We start from the raw sequence: 23573 nt of genomic DNA, 5'->3' as shown, positions 1-23573 counted from the left end.
TTCGCTAAATCCTAAATATTTAAACGCAATCTAATTTGTGAAAATTCGTGAAATTCGTGGCTAACTTTTAAATACCTGTCATTCATCACAATTCGTGAAATTCGTGGCAAAAAATTTTAAATAAAAAAATAATATTAAAATTTGTACTTTTGCGAACTGAAAATCCGAAATTATGATTATTGTAAAATCACGTGAAGAAATCGAATTAATGCGCGAAAGTGCTTTGATCGTATCTAAAACATTAGGAATGATTGCTTCTGAAATTAAAGAAGGAGTAACCACATTATACCTGGACAAACTAGCTGAAGAATTCATCCGTGATCACGGTGCTGTTCCGAGTTTTTTGGGATTGTATGATTTCCCAAATTCGCTATGTATGAGTCCTAACTCTCAGGTTGTACACGGAATTCCGAACAATACACCCCTGAAAAGCGGTGACGTTATTTCTGTAGATTGTGGTGCATTCAAAAATGGATACCACGGTGATCACGCCTATAGTTTCGAAATTGGAGAAGTTGCTCCTGAAGTTAAAAAGCTTCTCAAAGTAACGAAAGAATCTCTTTACGTAGGAATCAAAGAATTTAAAGCCGGAAATCGCGTGGAAGATGTTGGAAATGCGATTCAGAAATACACCGAAGGTCACGGTTACGGAGTGGTTCGCGAATTGGTAGGACACGGTTTAGGGCAAAAAATGCACGAAGAACCTGAAATGCCAAATTACGGAAAACGCGGCCGTGGAAAACTTTTTGTAGAAGGAATGGTTGTTGCAATTGAGCCAATGATCAATATGGGTACAAGAAATATCAAACAACATAAAGACGGCTGGACTATTACAACTGCTGATGGAAAACCGAGTGCGCATTTCGAGCATGACGTGGCTTTAATTGAAGGAAAACCAGAGTTATTATCTACTTTCCAATACATCTATAAAGCTTTAGGAATCGAAAGCAACGAAGAAGATGAATTCCGAAAAGTGCCGTTGATTCTGTAACAGTTATTCCGCAGAGATTCACAAAGATATACGCCAAGATTCACAAAATTATTTATTACAAGCCTTTGAAGATGTATGAAGAAAACACAGAATCTCGCGAGAAATTAGATGCAATTAGCTACAAAATAATCGGACTTGCTATTGAAGTTCACAAACAGCTTGGGCCTGGTTTATTGGAATCAGCTTATCAGGAATGTTTGTACTATGAAATTGTAAATTCTGGTTTGATTGTCGAAAAGCAAAAAGCACTGCCCATAATCTATAAAGAGATACAACTGGATCATGGCTATAGAATTGATTTATTAATTGAAAATAAAATTGTAATTGAATTAAAAACTGTTGAAGCTTTTACAGATGTACATGTTGCTCAAATCTTAACCTATTTAAAACTTGGCAATTACCCATTAGGCCTTCTTATTAATTTTCATTCAAAAATTTTAAAAAACAACATCAAAAGATTTATAAACACTTTGGGAAGCTTTGCGCCTCCTTTGTGAAACTCTGTGAAACTACTCATGAAGAAACTTTTTAAATTAGTACTTAATACAATACCCCGTCCGATATTAATTCGTTTAAGTTATGTGGCGCGTCCTGTTTTAGCTTTATCATTAAGAGGAAGCAAATATACTGATCCAATTGACGGGAAAAGTTTTAGAAGTTTTTTGCCTTATGGATACGGAAAACAACGCAACAATGTGCTTTCACCAAGTACACTTTCCTTAGAGAGACACCGTTTACTTTGGCTGTATCTGAACGATCAGACTGATTTTTTTACAGCACCAAAAAAAGTATTACACTTTGCTCCGGAACAGGCTTTTTACAAAAGATTTCGCAAACAGAAAAACCTGGATTATACTACAACCGATTTGTTTTCGCCTTTAGCAGATGTAAAAGCAGACATTTGTAATTTGCCTTTTAAAGACAACGAATATGATGTTATTTTATGCAATCACGTTTTAGAACATATTCCGGATGATACCAAGGCCATGCAGGAATTATTCCGCGTTTTAAAACCGGGCGGAATGGCGATTCTTCAAATTCCACAGGACTTATCCAGAGCAGTTACTTTTGCCGACGATACCATTACCGATCAAAAAGAACGTGCTAAAATATTTGGTCAGTACGATCACGTGCGCATTTACGGCCGTGATTATTTTGACAAATTAAGAAGCATCGGTTTTATCGTTATCGAAGAAGACTATACCCACAAAATTTCACCTGAACTGGTAGAAAAATATTGTTTGGCAAAGGGCGAAATCATTCCGCTATGCTTCAAACAGGAAAACTAATTCTTTCACCATATAAGTGATACAAGTTCATTTAAAAAGAGTTTTCAAATTATTGATATTTTGAAAACTCTTTATTTTTTTGCCCAATCTCTAACTTATAAGCCAACCAAATCCCTAAATCTTGGAACCTTCAAAATCATTTCAGTTTTGCTTTGACATCAGTTTTGAAAAAAACCTGAATGTATATATCCCAACAGCTTATATCATTGAGAATACCGATGATATTAAATATCTAGACAAAAAAGCGAGTGCAGATGTACTTGAAAGTTTTGGAGTTCTTTTTGAAAATTTAGATTCCAATACAAAAAAAATACTGACAGCTTGTGACTCTTTAAAGCCTGATTTTATTTTCAAGAAATTCAGTGCCAAAATCAAATCGGCTAAAACAATTGCTGATTTACAAAAAGATTCCAAAATTGAGTTTGCCATTCGTCAGCATTTAAAATTTAACTTAGAATCCTTTTACAATCTAATTGTAAAAGAACAATTTCCATTCTCTGCTAATATGAGTGCCGAAAAGGATTTTTATCGTTGGAGAGTCGACACAAATCCGTTAGAGTTTGAACCTCAGATTCAATTTGACAAACACGCTGAAGGTATTACTTATACTTTATCTTTAAAAGAAGGCGAAACCACATTTCTATCAATGGATAAAAGTGTGGATATTCTTTTAGACGAACCGGGCTGGTTGATCGTCGACAAAAAACTTGGGCAATTAAAAGAACTTAATGCTAAAAAACTTTCCCCGTTTTTAAAGAAAAAATCAATCGAAATACCTTCAAAATTAGTTGACAATTATTTTAAGAATTTCATTCCTGAAATAGCCAAAAAAATCGATATTGAAGCGACTGGTTTTGAAATTGAAAGTCGTGACAAAATTATTTCGTGCACGATTCAACCTGTTTATGATTTCTTTAAAAACTGCTATTACCTCAACCTTTTTTTTGACTATAACGGCTATTCGTTTGATGCGGGTAAAACTAAAAAAACACACTCTTTTGTTGATTTTAGTGTTGCAAACGAACCTAAAATTATTCAGTTTAAACGAAGCGCTGATGAGATTTCCTATACAGAAAAATTACTCCATCTTGGTTTAACAAAAATTAAAAATGAATTGTTTGGATTAAGTTCAGATGTCGAGACCTCTGATCCGTATGTCAATATTCAATTCATTATTGACTATAAAGAACAACTCGAAAGTCTGGGTTTTACAATTCAGAATCTCAAACTCGAAAGCAAAGAAATCATCACAGAAAGCAATACGATTTCAATTGCTAAAGAAACGAAAGCCGATTGGTTCGACATTAAAATAATCATCACAATTGGTCCTTATAAAATCAATTTCAGCGAAATCATTCCAAACATAAAAAGCAAAGAAAGACTCTTTATGTTACCTGACGGAAATTACTTTTTGATTCAGCTCGAATGGTTTAGCAAATACGGCTCTCTGGCAAAATTGGCAAAGACAGAAAACGGAACTGTTTTGTTACGTAAAAGTAATTTTACTGCTTTAGACGGAATTTCAGAAATCGCCAATGATCCGGATCAGATTCATAAAGCTGAATTTACAGCTTCCGATTTACTAAAAGCAACCTTGAGACCGTATCAGATTGATGGTGCAAAATGGCTTTTGGGTCACTTTAATGCCAATCTTGGCGCGTGTCTGGCCGATGACATGGGACTTGGAAAAACGCTGCAGACTTTAGCGGTTTTAGTTGCGGTACAGGAACAATTGGGCTTTACGACCAAAACGACCAATTTTGATTTATTCTCAAACGATACGACTATCGAAAGAGAACCTCTGAAGGCCTTGATCGTTCTCCCTTCTTCTTTGGTTTTTAACTGGTACAATGAAGCCGGAAAGTTCACGCCTCATTTTTCGAAAATGCAATACGTGGGCAATGACCGAAAATTACTGGCAAGCAGATTAAATTCAACCGATTTAATTTTTACGAGTTACAGCATTGTTCATCGTGACATTTCTATTTTAGAAAAATATGATTTCCGCTATTTGATTTTAGACGAGAGTCAATACATTAAAAACAGGGATTCTAAGATTTTTAAAGCCATCAATAAAATCAGCACGGGGCATAAAATTGCTTTGAGTGGTACACCAATCGAAAATTCACTTGACGATTTATGGTCGCAGATGCAGTTTATAAATCCGGATATTTTGGGAAGCTATGCTTTTTTTATGGAGAATTTCAAAAATCCTATTGAGAAAAAACAGAACGAAGAAGTTTTAAATGAATTAAAGAACCTGATCCAGCCCTATATTTTAAGAAGGACCAAAGAACAGGTTTTAAAAGATTTACCTGAATTGACAGAGCAGGTTTATTACTGTAATATGGATGCTGAACAGGAAAAGCTATACGAAAAAGAGAAATCAAAAGCACGTAACTTTTTACTGAAAACGGATGGATCTGGCCCTGATAAAATTAGTATTATTAACACTTTAATGAAGCTGAGACAACTGAGCAATCATCCTAAAATGATCGATCAGGATTCAGAAGTAGATTCCGGAAAATATATTGCCGTAACGAATTACTTGAAAAACTTAGTTAAAGGAAAACAAAAAGTGATCATTTTTAGCTCGTTTGTGACAAATTTGCATTTTTATACAACCTGGTGCAAGGAAAACAAAATAGAATATTGTGAGATCACCGGTGAAACGCCTTCGCAAAAAAGAGAGCAGCAGGTAAAATTGTTTCAGGAAAAGGAAAATCCTTTATTATTCTTTATTTCGCTTAAAGCAGGAGGTGTCGGTTTGAATATCACCAAAGCTTCCTACGTACTATTCTTAGATCCGTGGTGGAATCCTTTTGCTGAAAAACAAGGGGTAGGAAGAGCACACCGTATCGGGCAATTGAATAAAGTAAATGTTGTTCGGTTCATTTCAAAAAATACAGTAGAAGAAAAAATAATCAAACTACAGGAAAACAAAAAACTACTGTCGGATTCCCTTTTGGAAGAAAGCCATATCAGTAATGAAATCGAAGCCAATCTGGAATATCTGCTGGGTTCCTGATCAATTTGTTTTCAAAACCTCTAAAATAGCATCTTATTACGTTCTATAAAATTGTTATATTTACAATCTTACAACCTAATAAGATGCCGAAAAAATTGTTTAAGAATCTCTTTATATTTTTATTTTTTGCTTCAGCGACAGCTCAGGAAGTACAAACCGAAGTAAATCCTCCTTACAATATTAAAACCGTTTCGTTTGTTCAGAACGGTGGTAATGTGGTTCCGATTTTCGAACTGGGCGATACGTTTCAATTTCAATTTGATGATTTGTTTGGCAATGAAGCCAATTATTATTTTGAAATCCTACACTGCGATTACAACTGGAAACCAACCGACATTCCGAAAAATGACTATATCGGCGGTTTCGACAATCAGCGCATCACCGATTATTCGAATTCGTTTAATACGCTTCAAATCTATTCGCATTACCGACTTCCTTTTCCCAATCAGTTTACGACCCAACTGCGACTTTCAGGTAATTATATGCTGAGAATTTTGAACGAGGACAAGGAAGTTGTACTGTCCAGAAAATTTATTTTATACGAAAATCACGCTACTGTAGCAGCTCAGGTAAAACGAAGCCGAAATCTTGCGAATATTGATTACAAACAAAATCTGGATTTTTCAATATCGTCTAACGATATTGTTTTTCAGACTCCTCTGCAAAATATAAAAGTCCTGTTGTTACAAAATGGAAACTTTAATACGGCGATCAAAAATATCCCTCCGCAGTACACCATCGGGAATCAAATGGTCTACAAATACGATCAGGAAACACAGTTTTGGGGTGGAAATGAGTTCTTGTATTTTGAAAACAAAGACATCCGTGCAGCAAGTACCAATGTAGCAAAGGTGGGAACCAGCAACGATATTTATAATTCTTATTTGTTCACTAATCTGGCAAGAGCCAATCAAATTTATACAAACAATCAGGATGTAAACGGAAACTTCGTGGTGAAGAATATAAATGCTTCCAACAATGAAATTGAAGCAGATTATGCCTGGGTATATTTTAGCCTGTCTGCCCCCACTTTCAGATCTTCGAATAAGGACATTTATATCAGCGGAATGTTCAACAATTACTGCCTGGCTCCTGAATATAAAATGGATTATAATTCAGAGAAAGGTATTTTTGAAAAAGCGGTTATGATTAAACAGGGTTTTACAGCTTTTCAATATACGGTTGCCGATAAAAAAGGGGTGATAGATTATGAAAATGCGATCGACGGAAACTTTTATCAGACTGAAAACGAATACACCATACTGGTTTACTATAGAGAAAGTAACGATCGATACCAGAGAGTAATCGGTAAAGGAAACGCCAACTCTATAAACATCATAAATTAAAACATTGTTAAGGATTTAGGCGGAAAGATTTTTTTTCGTAGCTTTGCAACTATAACGCACACACATATACTACTTTAGTATGGTTTCTCAGATAACAAGAGGCATAAAAATATCTGTTTTGACTAGTTTTGAAGGTACTTACTTCAAGAACTACAAGATTCACTTTGCTTTTAGCTATGTCGTTACAATCGAAAATCACAGCAAAGATTCCGTTCAGTTGACTTCTCGTCACTGGGAAATTTTTGACTCTTTAAACGACCTTGAAGTTGTTGATGGAGAAGGCGTAATTGGAAAAAAACCAGTTTTAAAACCGGGAGAAAATCACACCTATAGTTCAGGCTGTTTATTATCGTCTCCTTATGGTGCCATGAAAGGTCATTTTAACATGATCAACTTTACCTCTACAAAAACATTTAAAGTAATTGTTCCTACTTTCAGAATGTGCGCTCCTTTTGCTTTAAACTAAATATTGGTTTAAAAACTGCCTTTTTTATCGTTATCTTAATCATAAATTTGTCAAATTATTAATTTATCCTTTGTACTTTTGTGCAACGTTAGATTATTCGTAACAATCAAATCGTCTAACCCTTAAATTGTCTAATTATCTAATTTTAAATAACATGCTAAAAGGATTCTTTCACGTACCAAAAGCGGTAAACGAACCGGTAAAAGGATACGCACCTAATTCACCAGAAAAAGCAGCAGTACAGGCAGCTTACACTACTTTGTGGAACTCCAAAATCGACGTTCCGTTATACATCGGAAGCGAAGAAATCAGAACTGGAAATACAAGAACAATTTCAGCTCCTCACGATCATAAACATATCGTAGGAACGTATCACTTAGCTGAAAAACAACATATCGAAAAAGCAATTGCCAACGCTCTTGAATCAAGAAAAGCATGGGCAAATATGGCATGGGAACAGCGTGCTGCTATTTTCTTAAAAGCTGCTGAACTTATTGCAGGACCTTACAGAGCCCGCATTAATGCTGCAACAATGATTGGTCAGTCTAAAAATATTCACCAGGCAGAAATTGACGCTGCTTGTGAGTTAATTGACTTTTTACGTTACAACGTAGAATTCATGACTCAGATTTACGGAGATCAGCCAAAATCAGATTCTACAACCTGGAATCGTTTAGAATACAGACCTCTTGAAGGTTTTGTTTATGCAATTACTCCTTTCAACTTTACTGCTATTGCTGCAAATCTTCCTGCAAGTGCCGCTATGATGGGTAACGTTGTGGTTTGGAAACCAAGTGACAGTCAGGTTTTCTCTGCAAAAATTATCATCGATATTTTCAAAGAAGCTGGTGTTCCTGATGGAGTTATCAATGTCGTTTTTGGTGATGCTTTAATGATTACTGATACTGTATTGGCAAGCCGTGATTTCGCAGGAGTTCACTTTACAGGATCAACTCATGTATTTAAAGATATCTGGGCTAAAATTGGTGCTAACATTCACCACTACAAAACATACCCAAGAATCGTTGGAGAAACTGGTGGTAAAGATTTTATCATTGCACACCCAAGCGCTAACGTAAAACAAGTGACTACAGGAATTGTTCGCGGTGCATTTGAATTTCAAGGACAAAAATGTTCTGCAGCTTCAAGAGCTTATATTCCACAAAGTTTATGGCCAGCTGTAAAAGAGCAATTAATCGCTGATGTGAAATCTTTTAAAATAGGTTCTCCTGAAGATTTCGGAAACTTCATTACAGCTGTTATTCACGAAGGTTCTTTTGATAAATTAGCAAGTTATATTGATCAGGCTAAAAAAGACGCTGATGCCGAAATCATCGTTGGAGGAAATTACGATAAGTCAGTTGGGTACTTTATTGAACCAACCGTTATTGTAACTACAAACCCAAAATACACTACAATGGAAACTGAATTATTCGGACCAGTAATTACTATTTATGTTTACGAAGATGCTAAATGGGAAGAAACTTTAGAATTAGTAGATACTACTTCTGAGTATGCTTTAACAGGAGCTGTATTTAGCCAGGATCGTTATGCTATTGAAGTAGCTACTGTGAAATTGCAAAATGCTGCGGGTAACTTCTACATCAACGACAAACCAACAGGAGCAGTTGTAGGAATGCAGCCTTTTGGTGGAGCAAGAGCTTCAGGAACTAACGATAAAGCAGGTTCTGCATTAAACTTATTGCGTTGGGCTTCTCCAAGAACGATCAAAGAAACTTTTGTAACTCCAGAAGATTACAGATACCCTTTCTTAGGTTAATTTGTTTCAAATTTCAAAGTTTCAAGTTAGAAACTTTGTCCTCATAAAAAAGCCGAATCTTTTCATTAAGATTCGGCTTTTGTTTTTACGGGATTTTTTATTTCCAGATTGGGATCTGTACAAAACTATCCGTGTACCATTTTACTTTTAGTGGCTCCTTCGCATCTTTAATCGTTTCATCACTAACCTCTTTTCCTGTTCCATAATTCAATTGCGCATATGGATTTTTATTCACATTGATCGTAACCAGTAATCGACTTCCTTTGCTCAACTGTTTACTAACCAAATGCGTATTCGAAAAAGGCATGATTTCGATTTGGTCCGGCTTCAATAAATTCCTTTTGGTACTATCTTTTACATAACTCGCCCGTGCTATGAAATAAGACAAATGAAAATATTCCCCGTTTGGCATAACCTCATATAAAGTAACACCAAAATCCATATCTTTTTTATTGATACTCGCTTTTATCTCGGCTAAAAATGACCCGTTAACCAGCATTGGCTCTTTCAAAGATTCACTAATAAAAGTAAAACCATTACTGGTCTCAATCTCTTTTCTGATTATCGGATCTGGATAGTAATCATTATTTTGGGCTTTTCTGTCTGCAAAATCAACTTCCTGATACAGATAGTTAGCTTGAGTTGGCTTTTTCTCCTTTAGCGCATAAAAATCTCCTGATTTATTATCTGTCAAATACATTTTGACAAAACCATTGGCCATTTTATCCAAAGAAGGAGCGCTTCGCCATTCATTTGCTCCCATTACTTCATAGTTTATTTTGTCTTTCAGCATTTGTGGTTTTGTCCCGTTTTTCAGAATATAATCAAACCACTCATAAGTTATTTTCCTCACATTGATTATCGCTGTCGAATCGACTTTGTAATCATTCACGATACTTTCTCCTCCGGTCTGAGCACCAAAATGACCGTATGGGCCAATCACGACATAAACCGGTGTTTTTGGATTGTACTTTTGAAGCTCTCTTGCAAAATACAAACTTGAATTCTGCGAATCATTATAATAACCATCAAAAATTAAAACAGGGATGTTGATATGTGCAAAATCTTTTCCGTACGGCGCCATTTTCTGCCAATAGGCATCAAAGGAAGGATGCGCCAGCCATCTCTGAAAAAACTTATTAGGAACACCATCAATACTGTCCATTTTTCTATAGGCAGCTCCTGTCTCCCACCATCTAAAAGTCATTCTTCTAAAACGCTGCCTGTCGTTTCCTGCCACCGTATCCAGGTATTTATTACTCCCTACATAAAACGCCCATTCGTAATTGGGGTTTATAAAAACATTATTTTCCATAGGTAGTCCCATTCCCGGTCGGCTGGCCGCATAAGGCACGATCGTTTTAAGTGCCGGATGCATTTTTTTACAGGCTGCCCATTGTGTAAAACCATTGTAACTGCCGCCATACATCCCTACTTTTCCATTACACCATTTTTGTTTACTGATCCAGTCAATAACATCATAGGTGTCTGTCGTCTCGTTTTCATACGGAGATATCGTATCAGGACTGAATCGTTTCCCCCGCGAATAGGCCATCACACCCACATAGTTATGATCCGCTGCGTTTTTTAAGGAGGCAAGATCTCTTCCTTTCTCTCTGACATAAATGGTATGTTGATAAATCACGGGCTGGGGAGCAGAAACTCCTTTTTTGCGTACCACCATAGCCGATAGTAAAGCCCCATCTCTGGTTTTAATCATTACACTGTCCTGAATGTCATAAGCACTTTCCAGATCCTTTGATCTTGTCACGCTTGTCTGCTGCGCATAGGTGTTGATTATCGAAAAAATAAAAAACACTAATTTTAGAATTAATTTCATTGAATTGTTCGGTTTAAATAGTTTTGTTTAAATTTTAAAAGAATCAGTGGCATCAAATCTGGGTTTTATTTTTCCGGAATTTTATTCCAAATACAACACACTGCGTCCTGCTGTTTTTAGCACCTCTAAAAACGGCTTCATTTTGTATAATCTCTTCTTTTGCTATAGCGATTTAAAAAGAATGAGCATTCCTTTTTTAATTAAATCCCATTTAGGTTTTTAAATTTCACGGCCTGACGGTTCGAAACCTCTAATAGTTCACCCGTTTTTAACCTCACTTCCAGTCTACCACCAACGGTTCGGTTGAATTCCTGAATGTGATTAATGTTTATAATTTCGGTTCTGTTTATTCTGAAAAAAATATTTTCATCCAGCATTTCTTCCCATTGGCGAAGGGAACGTCTTTGAAGCGCTTTTTTGTCCTGAAAAAAAAGTCTTGTATAATTTTCCAAAGATTCAATTAAATAAATTTCATTCAACTGAATAAAGAATCTTTTCTCTCCATCTTTGATGAAAATTTTTCGGTCTTTTGCTGCAACATCACTTAAAGAAGACTCTCCGGATAAAGCGTTTCTTATTTTATCAATTGCTTTTGCAAAACGTTCCTCTCTGATAGGTTTCATTAGATAATCTAAGGCATTTACTTCAAAAGCCTGCACAGCATATTCATTATAAGCTGTTGTAAATAATACCGCAGGCGCATTATCAAGCGATTCTAATAAATCAAAACCGGATTTCTCAGGCATCTGAATATCCAAAAAGATCAGATCAGGCATTTTTGCTTCAATCAAACTCTTTGCTTCATCGGCATTTCCAGCCTCTCCTATTAGAACAAAATCTTCGTATAATTCTAATGCTCTTTTTAGTTCTTCTCTGGACAGACGCTCATCGTCTACTATAATAACTTTTATCTTTTTCATCCTGATGGTAGTAAAATAGTTATCAAAACTGTTTCGTCCTGCATTTCTCTAATTTCAAAAGAAGCTTTCCCTTTGTATTGCAACAGTAGTCTCTCTCTCAGATTACTCAATCCAATTCCGGAAAATTCTTTAATTTCTTTACTAAGCGTTCCCGAGTTTTGAACGTTGATTTTTATAAAATTACTCACCTGCTCTATTCTTACAGTAACAAACCCTCCTTTTTTTCTTTTTTCAATTCCGTGTTTTATAGCATTTTCTACTAGGGTCTGAATACTTAACGGCAAAACTAAATGTTCTGACAGCGCTGCGTCTGCTTCGATTTTCACTTGTAAACGCTCCTCAAATCGTATCTTTTCCAATTCCAGATAATCCCTGACTAAATTGATTTCATCGTTTAAGGTTACTAATTGCCCCATGTTATTACTCAAAGAATTCCGAAGCAAATCAGACAAAAGATCAATTGCCCGCCTTGCCGAATGCGGATTTTCTAACACCAAAAACTTAATACTATTTAAGGAATTAAAAAAGAAATGTGGATTAAGCTGTGCGCTCAAATTATTCAACTGTGCTTCTTTTACGATAACAGACAATCGTGCATTTTCTTTCACCGTTTCAATCTCAAGCCTTGAATAATGATAAAGGTGATACGCCAACACCCAAATAGACATCAGTCTGGTCCCCGTAATAAAGACCTGCAACTGTGTTGATTTTAAAAACGCCATAAACGAAATCGAAGTACCTTTTAGAACAAACAATCGTACCAGATAAAGTTTTCCCACAATCAAAAACATATACAATAAAGAAAGCACCAAAACACTTAGTACCATTTTTGGAATCAGTTGTTTCAGGCTTAACTTATTCCAACCCTTTTTTAAAGCAAAGTTTCTATAAAGATGTGTCAATAAGATACCGATACAAACATCTAATACGAAATCGGCTATACCAATCGTCCACATAAAAGTACTTCCAAAATAGGCTGAAACTCCCCAATACAAAGAAGTTGCCATCCATCCTGTGAGCTGAATTTTCCAATATGTTGGTAATTTTGTCATTATTCTCAAGCCAAAAGTTATTATGCTGTAGTAAAGATATCCCTCTAACAGAGACTGAGCAAATAAAAGTACATAAGCGAAAGATAACTGGGGACGAATGAAGTTCGATAAGAAATTATACCTCAAAGCACATAAAAAAGTCGAATCTTAAAAGAGCTTCGACTTTTTTTATTTAGGCAAAATTAGAAATGTTTTATTTTAAAAGTATTTACCTACATAAAATACATTAAACAACAAAATAAACACGTTTTTTCTTTCAATATTATTTAGAACAATTATAAATTAAGCTTTTGTCTTATCGTATTATTTATATGTCCTCCTTTGACATTAAAAAAGAAAAACTCAACATAAATTTGCAATATTGCTAAAAAATAGTACTAGAAATCTTAACTAAAAAAATAGAAATAAACTTCATAACCAATTACTAATAAGACCTAAAGCCAAAAAAAGAAATCAACTAACAAATTCAAATTGACTTATGAAAAGCTTAAAAAATGCCCCTCAGATTATCTTAAATTCAAAACACATCGGACACCCGATTGACTTTACCTGGAGTAAAAAGAAGATGGAAAAATTCTTAGATCCGTTAGAAGGAAATGAAGATCTCGAAAACATATTGTCAAACATTAATCATAAGGCGACAGTGGGACTTACTGCTGCATTACTGGAATGGATATACTGGCGCTTTATCGGACAAAAGACGAGTATCAACGATACAGAAAAAAGAATTGAAGCGCTTTGGTGTTCGATTAAAGATCCGGAATTAACAACCCCTTTATTATTTGATACTAATTTTGACATCCCGGCTTCAGGAGCCATCGATGGCCCGTTATGGGTCGCTCATATGACGGTGAGAATGATTGATGTAAGATATAGAAAAGGATCTTACTTTTTACAAAATGAAGTTTTAGGACTTGTGTTACTTGCCCGACATGTAACACCTAAGAGAAAAGTTTTTGACAAATGGTTCAATACGTCCTTAATACAATTAAACCACTTGTATCCTAGTGTTTACAGAGATGAAAACCTGGACGAGACAGATGAGAAAGTTTACGATTCATGTAGCGAACCTTTAATTTGCCGCGATTTTTTCTTTAATCCCAAGTTTCAGTATACGATTACAGCATCAGAAAAAGCAGCTCATAAATACATTCAAAACTTAGACCATAAAGCAAATCAATTTTTGCATTTATCCAGAAAAGTTTCTTGATGAACCTAACAAATGAAAATTACGAATCTGAAAACGAAGATAAAAACTATAAAAATTTGGTTAAATCAGAACCTTCAGATATGATAAAGAATTTCAGACGAGGATAAACTAAAACAAATTTAAATCAAAACATACTTTATGCCTGCCTTATCAGAATATTCAAATGTTCATAACACTGTCATTAATATTATTACAAATAAAGGTTACAAAATTTGGTATAACAAGAAAAATGAAACTTATTATGCTGAGAAAAATGGATGGGATTTTATGGCCTATTCACCTTGCTCGTTACTTGGAATTATATCAATATTTGAACACAAAAAACCTCAATCTTATAAAGAATATTGGTGGAAAGATGAAGGGGCTTTAGTAGAAGAAAATCTCAGTAAACATTCTCATAGTTACATCTCTGTCACTGAAAAAAATAATAAGGATGAAAAACATTATAAATTTTAAAGACTATCAAAAAAAATCCCCGAAAAGAAATTCTTTTCGGGGTAAGTTTTTACTCTGAATTTAAACGGTAAACTTCAAAGGCAGGTGTACTACTTTTTTGGTTTCGAAAAATTCGTCTTCAAAAATAGTTGACAAATCGTATAATGTGGCTTTAGGGAAAGCGGACAATTCTTCTGTTAAGTCTCCCCCTTTTAAATACAGAATTCCATTTTTTAAAGTATGCTTATGCTGTTTTTTTATTTTATCTTTTATCCATGAAACAAAATCAGGCATATTAGTTACGGCACGGCTCACAATAAAATCAAAATCGCCTTTTACCAGCTCAGCACGTTTTTGTTCTGCCTTTACATTTTTTAATTCTAATGCATCCACAACCCCTTGAACCACCTTAATTTTTTTTGCTATAACATCGATCAGATAAAAACGCGTTTCAGGAAAAAGAATCGCCAATGGGATCCCCGGAAATCCGCCTCCGGTACCAACATCCAGGACAGTTGCTCCCGGTTCAAACTTCATAATTTTTGCAATTCCAAGCGAATGCAAAATGTGTTTTGTATATAAGGCATCAATATCTTTTCTTGAAATCACATTGATTTTTTCATTCCAGTCGTGGTATAAAAAGTCTAATTTTTGAAATTGTTCGATTTGAAGATCGGTCAAATCCGGAAAATATTTCAATATCTCATCCATTGCTCTAATTTTTTAACAAAAGTACTACTTTACGATTGAAATATTTAACTCAATTTTGCAAATTGAAAATTTATAATAATTACCTTTGAAACCTATTTAAAATAATTATGAATAACACCGCGCCTACATTTGCTAAGCAAGACAATCTGAAGTTCTTCAGAACACTTAACTCACGAGTAAACAATTACTTCAAAGAGAACAATATTCAGAAAACAGGTAACTGGAAGCTGCATTTAAAAGCTGTTATTCTTTTTGCCGTTTTTCTAACACCGTACTTTTTAATTCTAACACTTAACATGCCTTTCTGGGCGCAATTGCTGCTAAACATCCTGATGGGAGTTGGAATGGCCGGAATTGGAATGAATGTGATGCACGATGGAAATCACGGTTCCTACTCTTCTAAATCATGGATCAACAAAATCATGGGAGGAAGTATTTACGTATTAGCCGGAAACGTTCACAACTGGCAGGTACAACATAACGTATTGCACCATACTTATACAAACATTCACGGTCATGATGAAGATCTTGATGCCGGAAGAATCATTCGTTTTACACAAAATGCAGAATGGCACCGTTTTCACAAATTCCAACATTACTATTCTTTTTTCTTATACGGACTTTTGACTTTTAATTGGGCTCTAACAACCGATTTCAAGCAAATGAAAAATTACCTGAAAAGAAAATTATCCTACGGAGCACCACAAAGTCCAACTAAATTATGGACAGTGTTGGTAATCACAAAAATCATCTATGTTTTAATCTGGATGGCTTTACCAATGATTTTAGGTGTAATATGGTGGAAAGTAGTGATCGGATTTTTCGTGATGCATTATACTGCCGGACTAATTTTAAGTATCGTTTTTCAGTTGGCACACGTAGTTGAAGAAACTTCAAATCCTGTTCCGAATGAAGAAGGTGAAATGGAAAACACCTGGGCAATTCACCAATTGTATACCACTGCTAATTTCGCTCCAAAAAACAAAGTGATTAACTGGTTCACAGGAGGATTAAACCATCAAATTGAACACCACATTTTTCCAAACATCAGCCACATCCACTACGGAAAAATTGCTGAAATCGTAAAACAAACTGCCATCGAATGCAATTTGCCTTATCATGAATTCAAAACCATGAGAGGAGCTGTGCTAGCGCATTACAAACATCTAAAAGATCTTGGTATGAAACCAAGTTTAGCATAAAATAAGAAACTATTAATCATTAACCATCCTTAATAAAGTTGAAATTAAGGACATTCAAAAATTTCATAATGAATCATATTCTTTCAGACAGAATCAACAACTTAGCGACATCACAAACCTTAGCAATGGCTGCTTTAGCACGTGAATTAAAAGCACAGGGAAAAGACATTATCAGTTTAAGTTTAGGTGAACCGGACTTTAATACACCAGACTTTATTAAAGAAGCCGTTAAAAAAGCAGTAGACGAAAACTATAGTACCTATTCTCCGGTGGAGGGTTATTTAGAATTGAGAGAAGCAATCTGCAAGAAATTCAAAAGAGATAACGGATTAGAGTACAAACCATCTCAAATCGTGGTTTCTACAGGAGCAAAACAATCCTTATACAATATTGCACAAGTAATGTTAAACGACGGTGACGAGGTTATTTTACCAGCACCATACTGGGTTTCTTACTTCGAAATCGTAAAACTTTCAGGCGGAGTACCGGTTGAAGTTCCTACTTCTGTAGACACTGATTTCAAAATTACACCAGCACAATTAGAAGCTGCCATCACACCAAAAACAAAAATGATGTGGTTCAGTTCTCCTTGTAATCCATCGGGATCTGTATACAGCCGTGAAGAGTTAACTGCTCTTGCGAAAGTATTGGAAAAACACCCAAACATATATGTAGTTGCTGACGAAATTTACGAACACATCAATTTCTCAGGAACTTTCTGCAGCATCGGTTCTATCCCGGGAATGCTAGAAAAAACAATCACTGTAAACGGAGTTGCAAAAGCCTTCGCTATGACAGGATACAGAATTGGTTACATCGGAGCTCCTGAATTCATCGCAAAAGCGTGTGTAAAAATTCAGGGACAAGTAACTTCCGGAGCAAATTCGGTAGCACAACGTGCAACAATTACAGCAGTAGAAGCTGATCCAAGTGTATTAAACCATATGGTTAAAGCTTTCCATACCCGAAGAGACTTAGTCGTGGGATTGTTAAAAGAAATTCCGGGTGTAAAAATCAACGTTCCGGAAGGAGCTTTTTATGTTTTCCCTGACGTTTCTTCTTTCTTCGGAAAAACATTAAGAGGAACTGAAATTAAAGATGCAAACGATCTTTCGATGTATCTTTTAGGAGAGGCCAACGTAGCAACTGTAACCGGTGATGCCTTTGGAAACCCAAATTGTATCCGCTTCTCTTATGCCACAAGCGACGATATCTTAAAAGAAGCATTACGCAGAATCAAAGAAGCTTTGACTGCATAGTACCATAAAATAACAATAACTAAAAGGGCATTTTCGAATGAAAATGCCCTTTTTTATTTAGTCAATTAAAAGCGAAGCAATCTCTCTTGTAATAGACGTTGGAGAATTACAATCGCAATTACTCAAACCAACCACATAAATTTGTTCGGTCGGCTCATAAACACCCATCGATTTAAAACCAAAAATACTTCCTCCATGCTCGCGAACAATTTTATCTTTTACTTTTTCTAAATGCCAGCCGTATCCATAATCAATATTTGTCCCATTGTTTAACGTGTAATTTACAAATGCTTTTTCTGTAAAAGCGGGATTTAACAAGGTATTTGCATTTATTGCATATTGCCATTTCAGCAAATCATCAACAGTTGATAGTATCGAACCCGAAGCATACGGAATAGAAAAACTAATATAATTTGTATTTACATATCCCTCGCGGTCACGATAACCGGAAACTCTGTTTTTAATGATTTTATCATGACTCGCATAATACGTATTTTCCATTCCGATTTTCTTAAAAATATGCTGGGTTACAAACGCTTCATAAGTTTGTCCGGAAACCATTTCAATGATATAGCCCAAAAGCACATATCCTGAATTACAATATTTGTATTGCTCACCAGGTTTAAAATCAGCGGGTTCATTCTTAAAAAAATCGACCAGTTCTTTTGGAGACAAGTCCCGTTTAGCAATATCTTTTATAGCCTTCATACTTGTGAAATCTTTAATTCCGGAAGTATGTGTTAGCAAATGATGCAAGGTAATCTTATTTCCATGGGTTGGATAATCGGGAATAAACTTCGTGATTTCGTCATCAAGTTTAAGCTTTCCCTGTTCTGCCAGAATCAAAACAGCAACAGCCGTAAATTGCTTGGTCATCGACCCAATTTCAAAAACAAATTCGGGCTGCATTTGAATGCCCATTTCTAAATTGGCCATTCCAAAAGCTTTTCGATACACTACTTTTCCTTTTTTAACCGCCAGAAAAACAGCTCCGGGATTTTCAGGTTTAAACTTTGAGGCAATTAATTGATCCATTTTAGTTTCCAAACTCTGGGCCGACAGTCCCGAACAGCCCATTAGAAATAGAACAATAAACAATTTTAAGAAGATTTTCATTTTGTGATTATTTAGTCTGATTGATAAAAGATTTGACGACATTCATCAGCTAGAGGTTACAGAAAGTAGTTTTTACCTTTTATGGGGATTTCGCCGCGGCGAACCGGGCTATCCGCTGTATCTTTTGCTTTTTAAAGAAAAAAGCAAAAGGATGTCGCTCCTATCCCTAACCCAAAAAATAAGCTGCGGCAGAACAAATTACATTTTAGTATTCCCCTAATAACTCTGTATTTTTAAATCGTATTATTAGTATTTTTAACAAATCAATAAAAAAATTATTGGATCTGCCCTTTAAGAAGTTCACTTTCAAAACAATAAACATGAAAAATACAATTTCTACAATCGTATTACTGCTTACAATAGGAATGTTCGTAACATCCTGTACCGTAACTAAAAAAATAACCATAACCGAATCAAAACCCTACACACCTGTATCTAAAGAGCTATTTGATACCATTGTAAAAATGGACGGAATTGTTTTTGAAGCTGCTAACAAAGGTGATTTAGAAAAATTAAAAACTTTATTCGCAGAAGACCTTGAATTCTTTCATGATACGGGAGGGCTGGACAACTATACAAAAACAATGGAAAACTTCCAGCGAATTTTTACCAATTATGGATATACGAGAAGAGTTCTGGTAGAAGGAAGCATTGAAGTTTACCCCATTAAAGATTATGGAGCCATACAAACCGGATTGCATAAATTCTGCCGACTTGAAAATGGAGAACTCATCAACTGTGGCACCTATAAATTTACTCATATCTGGAAAAACACCTCTACAGGCTGGAAAATTACCCGAGTCATTAGCTATGGGCATTAAAATTAAACAACAGCATAAAAGATAAATAATAAAAATTTAAAACCGTTGTTACTATAAAAACCATTTTAACACACAAACAATTAAATTCATCCAAAAAGAACTTTATTTTTATGTCAAAATATATAAAAACAAAATCCCAAATGAGAAAAATAATTTTAGATCTGGCAGTCACTTTAGATGGTTTTATTGAAGGTCCTAATGGCGAAACCGATTGGTGCATCATGGACGATGATATGGATTTTAACGATTTCCTATCCAGCATAGACACTATTTTTTATGGCAGAGTGAGCTATGATATGTGGGGAAATTACCAACCCGATGAAAATGCAAGTCCTGACGAAAAATCACTTTGGAAAGAAGTACACTCCAAAAATAAATACGTTTTCTCCAGTCAAAACAGAGAAGACAACAATGCCTCTTTTATCAATTCTGACATCATAAATAAGGCAACCGAAATCAAAAAACAATCAGGAAAAAATATCTGGCTATATGGCGGAGCAAGCCTTATTAAAACTTTTATTCAATTGAAGCTTATTGATACCTATAGAATATCTGTTCATCCTGTAGCTTTAGGAAACGGAAAACCACTATTTGAAGACTTAAAAGAAAGACTAGAATTAAAACTTGTTACCACTAACACTTTTAAATCCGGGGTAGTACAACTTATTTATGAACCGATTCAATTTTAAAAAGACATCCGAAACAACCTGAATTATTAAATATCTTAAATAAACTGCACTCTTAATCATCATCATTCCATATAAGTTAACAATTCTAAAAAAATCACCTCAGCATTAGCAAACTCGAAATATTTATAAGAACTTTGCAAACTTTTTTCCGTGAACACCACAAAAGCCTAAAGTACTTAAAATGAAGAAGAAGATTGAAATATTAGCTCCTGCCAGGGATTTAATTGGAGGAATGGCAGCCATAAATAGTGGTGCCGATGCTGTTTATATTGGTGCACCACAATTTGGAGCACGCTCGAATGCCAACAATTCTATTGAAGATGTAGCTGCATTGGTACAATATGCACACCTTTTTAATGCACAGGTCTTTGTGGTTATGAATACCATTTTGTACGATAACGAACTGGAAACCTGTCGCAAAATGATTTGGGAATTGTACGACATTGGTGTTGACGCCTTAATCATTCAGGATATGGCGATTATGGAAATGGACTTACCTCCTATCGTACTTCATGCCAGTACACAAGCCAATAATCGTGATGCCGATAAGATAAAATTCTTAAAAGATGCCGGAATTAAACGTGTGGTTTTAGCCCGCGAATTGAACTTGCATCAAATTAAAACGATTTATGACGAAGCTGATGTTGAACTAGAATTTTTTGTAACCGGAGCTTTATGCGTTTCTTTCAGTGGAAACTGCTATATGAGTGTGGCCAACGGAGAACGAAGTGCCAATCGTGGTTCTTGCGCACAAAACTGTCGTTTACCATATAACTTAATAGACGGAAACGGAGAAACTTTAATCAAAAACAGTCACTTACTTTCTATAAAAGATTTAGACATCTCAGATCAGATTCCAAACTTAATTGAAGCAGGAATCGTTTCTTTCAAAATTGAAGGAAGACTGAAAGATGTCGTTTACGTAAAAAACAACGTTTCTTATTTACGCCAAAAATTAGACAGCTTTTTAGAAGGCGCGGGAAGTGATAAATATACCAAAGCTTCTTCCGGAAAATGCACCTATACCTTTGATTCTTCTTTAAACAGAACTTTCAACCGTGGTTATACAGATTATTTCGTAAACGAAAGACACAGCTCTATTGGTTCTTGGGAAAGCCCAAAATCAAAAGGTCAATATATTGGAAAATTAATCCGAACTGTTGGAAACGCATACGAAATCGAAAACGGTGAACTACTGAATAATGGTGACGGACTTTGTTTTATCAACGAAAACAATGAAGCCGACGGAATCTATGTAAACAAAGCCGAAAACGGAAAAATTTATCCAAACGTTTTAAAAGAAGTAAAAGACGGAACTTTTATTTACCGTAACAACGACGCTGCTTTCATTAAAGTTGTAGAGAGAGAAGACAGTGCTATTCGAAAGCTAAGTACAACTTTATTGCTTACCGAAACTGAAACAGGCTTCGAATTAATCGCAACCGATGAAGACGGAAATGTAAGTATTGTTACCCTTGAGCATGCAAAAGAGCAAACTAAAACTGGCGAATCAATCGAAGAAAACATCAAAACACAATTGGCCAAAACAGGTTTTACACCTTATACCGCTGATGAAATTAATGTAATGTTTTCTCAAAACTGGTTCCTTCCTATTTCAAAAATTAACGAAATGAGAAGAACCGTTTACGATCAGTTAACAGCAATTCGTCTGGCAAATTACAAACGCGAAGAGCACCAGTTAGTTAAAACATCACATCCTTATCCGGAAACTAAATTGGATTTCATGTACAATGTTTCCAACAAAACGGCCCGTAAATTCTACGAACGTCATGGCGTTACCGAAATCGAAAAAGCATTTGAACTACAGTGGGATCCAGGAAAATCGCGTGTGATGACGACCAAATATTGCATCAAATACGAATTAAAAAAATGTCCGATACACCAAAAAGATATAGTTGGTGTTAAGGTAAAAGAACCATTAGTATTAAAGCAGGGTGAATTAGAGTACAAACTAAAATTCAATTGTAAACCTTGTGAAATGGAAATCTGGGAAAAAGATGCAGAATTCGAAATAGAAGAAGATCATTTTCATTAATAATATCTAACCGCAAAGTTCGCAAAGGACAACGCAAGGTTCGCAAAGATTTTTTTAAATCTTTGCGAACCTTTTCTTTTAACTGAACATCAAAAGCTTTGCGTTCTTTGCGGTTAATATAAATTGCATAGGCATACAATACTTTGCGGTTCAACTCTTTTTTCGCTACTTTTACTTCTCCAACAACACAATTAATCCAAAATGAAAATACTACTCCTTGGTTCGGGTGAATTAGGCAAAGAATTTGTCATTGCCGCACAACGAATCGGACAAACCGTAATTGCTGTAGATAATTACGAAAACGCTCCGGCTATGCAGGTAGCACACGGTTTTGAGGTTATAAACATGCTCGATGGTGAAGCACTGGATCGAATAGTAGCCAAACACCAGCCGGACTTTATCGTTCCTGAAATAGAAGCCATCCGTACCGAACGCTTTTACGATTACGAAAAACAAGGTATTACCGTTGTTCCATCTGCAAAAGCAGCCAACTTTACCATGAATCGAAAAGCGATTCGCGACTTGGCCTCAAAAGAGCTAGGATTAAAAACGGCTAAATATCAATATGCTACTTCAGCAGAAGAACTTCAGAAAGCAGTTCAGGAAGTTGGAATTCCATGCGTAGTCAAACCATTAATGTCATCTTCCGGAAAAGGGCAATCAACCATAAAAACAGCTGATGATATCGAGAAAGCCTGGCAATATGCCGTTGCTGGCTCGCGTGGCGATGTCATTGAAGTTATTGTAGAAGCATTTGTTGATTTTCACTCAGAAATTACTCTTTTAACGATTACTCAAAACAACAATCCAACCCTGTTTTGCGCACCAATCGGACACCGTCAGGAACGTGGCGATTACCAGGAAAGCTGGCAGCCCGCAAAAGTTTCTGAAGCCGATTTGTATGAAGCGCAGGACATGGCCGAAAAAATTACCGAAGCACTGGGAGGCGCAGGGCTTTTTGGAGTCGAATTTTTCCTAACCAGCGATGGTGTTTACTTCTCTGAACTCTCCCCTCGCCCACACGATACCGGAATGGTAACTTTAGCAGGAACACAAAATTTCAATGAATTCGAATTGCATTTGAGAGCCATTCTAAGCCTGCCAATCTTCGAAATCACTCTTGAAAAAGCTGGCGCGAGTGCTGTTATCCTAGCTTCACAAGACTCCACAAATCCAACTTTTACCGGAATTGAAAAAGTAGCAGCTTTACCCAAAACTGATTTCAGGATTTTTGGAAAACCTACTTCAAGACCTTACCGCCGAATGGGCATTGTTTTAAGCTATGATACTCTTGCAACACCAATTGACGAAATTACAGAACGCGCCAAAACAACTTCAAAACTAATAACCGTAAACTCTTAA

20 protein-coding genes are annotated in these 23573 nt (G+C 35.6%); 15 read left to right on the top strand and 5 right to left on the bottom strand.

Translation table 11 applies throughout. The annotated features are described in order from the left end of the window. Positions 1-172 precede the first annotated feature (172 nt). From map to pruA, 7 genes are all read left to right on the top strand, one after another. Positions 173-991, top strand: a complete 819-nt coding sequence (gene map / locus OGZ34_RS08620) for a type I methionyl aminopeptidase (RefSeq protein WP_263362762.1) — start codon at positions 173-175, stop codon at positions 989-991. A 71-nt stretch (positions 992-1062) separates the two neighbouring features. Next, positions 1063-1488 carry a GxxExxY protein gene (locus OGZ34_RS08615; RefSeq protein ID WP_263362761.1) on the top strand — a complete coding sequence of 142 codons (426 nt, stop codon included), beginning with the start codon at positions 1063-1065 and terminating at the stop codon, positions 1486-1488. An 18-nt stretch (positions 1489-1506) separates the two neighbouring features. Continuing rightward, on the top strand, positions 1507-2280 hold the full coding sequence (locus OGZ34_RS08610; protein WP_173965514.1) for a class I SAM-dependent methyltransferase: 774 nt from the start codon (positions 1507-1509) through the stop codon (positions 2278-2280). A 121-nt stretch (positions 2281-2401) separates the two neighbouring features. Beyond that, positions 2402-5308 (top strand): DEAD/DEAH box helicase, encoded by a 2907-nt coding sequence (locus OGZ34_RS08605; RefSeq protein WP_263362760.1) that lies wholly within the window; start codon positions 2402-2404, stop codon positions 5306-5308. A gap of 83 nt (positions 5309-5391) precedes the next feature. After that, positions 5392-6654 carry a type IX secretion system plug protein gene (locus tag OGZ34_RS08600; protein ID WP_263362759.1) on the top strand — a complete coding sequence of 421 codons (1263 nt, stop codon included), beginning with the start codon at positions 5392-5394 and terminating at the stop codon, positions 6652-6654. Between the two features lie 79 nt (positions 6655-6733). Continuing rightward, positions 6734-7120, top strand: a complete 387-nt coding sequence (gene apaG / locus OGZ34_RS08595; RefSeq protein WP_173965511.1) for a Co2+/Mg2+ efflux protein ApaG — start codon at positions 6734-6736, stop codon at positions 7118-7120. A gap of 154 nt (positions 7121-7274) precedes the next feature. Continuing rightward, the gene (pruA, locus tag OGZ34_RS08590; RefSeq protein ID WP_173965510.1) at positions 7275-8900 is read left to right on the top strand and encodes an L-glutamate gamma-semialdehyde dehydrogenase; all 1626 of its coding nucleotides are present in this window, start codon (positions 7275-7277) and stop codon (positions 8898-8900) included. Positions 8901-8997: 97 nt separating this feature from the next. Here the strand turns inward: pruA and OGZ34_RS08585 are convergent, their stop codons facing one another. From OGZ34_RS08585 to OGZ34_RS08575, 3 genes are all read right to left on the bottom strand, one after another. Beyond that, a complete protein-coding gene (locus OGZ34_RS08585) occupies positions 8998-10740 on the bottom strand; it encodes a CocE/NonD family hydrolase (RefSeq protein WP_263362758.1) in 1743 nt (580 codons plus the stop codon). A 200-nt stretch (positions 10741-10940) separates the two neighbouring features. Beyond that, positions 10941-11660, bottom strand: a complete 720-nt coding sequence (locus OGZ34_RS08580; RefSeq protein ID WP_263362757.1) for a LytR/AlgR family response regulator transcription factor — start codon at positions 11658-11660, stop codon at positions 10941-10943. Further along, positions 11657-12712 carry a sensor histidine kinase gene (locus OGZ34_RS08575; protein ID WP_263362756.1) on the bottom strand — a complete coding sequence of 352 codons (1056 nt, stop codon included), beginning with the start codon at positions 12710-12712 and terminating at the stop codon, positions 11657-11659. The genes OGZ34_RS08580 and OGZ34_RS08575 overlap by 4 nt, the downstream gene beginning before the upstream one ends. Before the next feature lie 478 nt (positions 12713-13190). Between OGZ34_RS08575 and OGZ34_RS08570 the strand changes: the two genes are divergently transcribed. Beyond that, positions 13191-13922: a hypothetical protein gene (locus OGZ34_RS08570; protein ID WP_263362755.1), complete on the top strand. Its 732-nt coding sequence runs from the start codon at positions 13191-13193 to the stop codon at positions 13920-13922. Positions 13923-14060: 138 nt separating this feature from the next. Then, the gene (locus OGZ34_RS08565; protein ID WP_263362754.1) at positions 14061-14378 is read left to right on the top strand and encodes a hypothetical protein; all 318 of its coding nucleotides are present in this window, start codon (positions 14061-14063) and stop codon (positions 14376-14378) included. Between the two features lie 60 nt (positions 14379-14438). Here the strand turns inward: OGZ34_RS08565 and rsmG are convergent, their stop codons facing one another. After that, on the bottom strand, positions 14439-15068 hold the full coding sequence (rsmG, locus tag OGZ34_RS08560) for a 16S rRNA (guanine(527)-N(7))-methyltransferase RsmG (RefSeq protein WP_173965505.1): 630 nt from the start codon (positions 15066-15068) through the stop codon (positions 14439-14441). A gap of 107 nt (positions 15069-15175) precedes the next feature. Here rsmG and OGZ34_RS08555 point away from each other — a divergent pair, with 107 nt between their 5' ends. Beyond that, positions 15176-16270 carry a fatty acid desaturase family protein gene (locus OGZ34_RS08555; protein WP_263362753.1) on the top strand — a complete coding sequence of 365 codons (1095 nt, stop codon included), beginning with the start codon at positions 15176-15178 and terminating at the stop codon, positions 16268-16270. A gap of 68 nt (positions 16271-16338) precedes the next feature. Further along, on the top strand, positions 16339-17529 hold the full coding sequence (locus tag OGZ34_RS08550; RefSeq protein WP_173965503.1) for a pyridoxal phosphate-dependent aminotransferase: 1191 nt from the start codon (positions 16339-16341) through the stop codon (positions 17527-17529). A 57-nt stretch (positions 17530-17586) separates the two neighbouring features. On the opposite strand, the gene OGZ34_RS08545 is transcribed toward OGZ34_RS08550, so the two are convergent. Further along, on the bottom strand, positions 17587-18645 hold the full coding sequence (locus tag OGZ34_RS08545; RefSeq protein ID WP_263362752.1) for a serine hydrolase domain-containing protein: 1059 nt from the start codon (positions 18643-18645) through the stop codon (positions 17587-17589). Positions 18646-18965: 320 nt separating this feature from the next. On the opposite strand from OGZ34_RS08545, the gene OGZ34_RS08540 reads away from it, so the two are divergent. The 4 genes from OGZ34_RS08540 (at position 18966) to purT (ending at position 23573) form a co-directional block, all read left to right on the top strand. Continuing rightward, positions 18966-19466 (top strand): nuclear transport factor 2 family protein, encoded by a 501-nt coding sequence (locus OGZ34_RS08540; RefSeq protein WP_263362751.1) that lies wholly within the window; start codon positions 18966-18968, stop codon positions 19464-19466. A 140-nt stretch (positions 19467-19606) separates the two neighbouring features. Further along, positions 19607-20155 (top strand): dihydrofolate reductase family protein, encoded by a 549-nt coding sequence (locus OGZ34_RS08535; RefSeq protein WP_263362750.1) that lies wholly within the window; start codon positions 19607-19609, stop codon positions 20153-20155. Positions 20156-20336: 181 nt separating this feature from the next. Next, the gene (locus OGZ34_RS08530; RefSeq protein ID WP_263362749.1) at positions 20337-22211 is read left to right on the top strand and encodes a peptidase U32 family protein; all 1875 of its coding nucleotides are present in this window, start codon (positions 20337-20339) and stop codon (positions 22209-22211) included. Positions 22212-22412: 201 nt separating this feature from the next. Then, positions 22413-23573, top strand: coding sequence for a formate-dependent phosphoribosylglycinamide formyltransferase (gene purT, locus OGZ34_RS08525; RefSeq protein ID WP_263362748.1), 1161 nt, complete (start codon positions 22413-22415; stop codon positions 23571-23573).

It is taken from the genome of Flavobacterium collinsii (assembly GCF_946903285.1).
Classification (GTDB): Bacteria; Bacteroidota; Bacteroidia; order Flavobacteriales; family Flavobacteriaceae; genus Flavobacterium; species Flavobacterium collinsii.
This window is presented reverse-complemented; position numbering and strand designations above follow the sequence as displayed.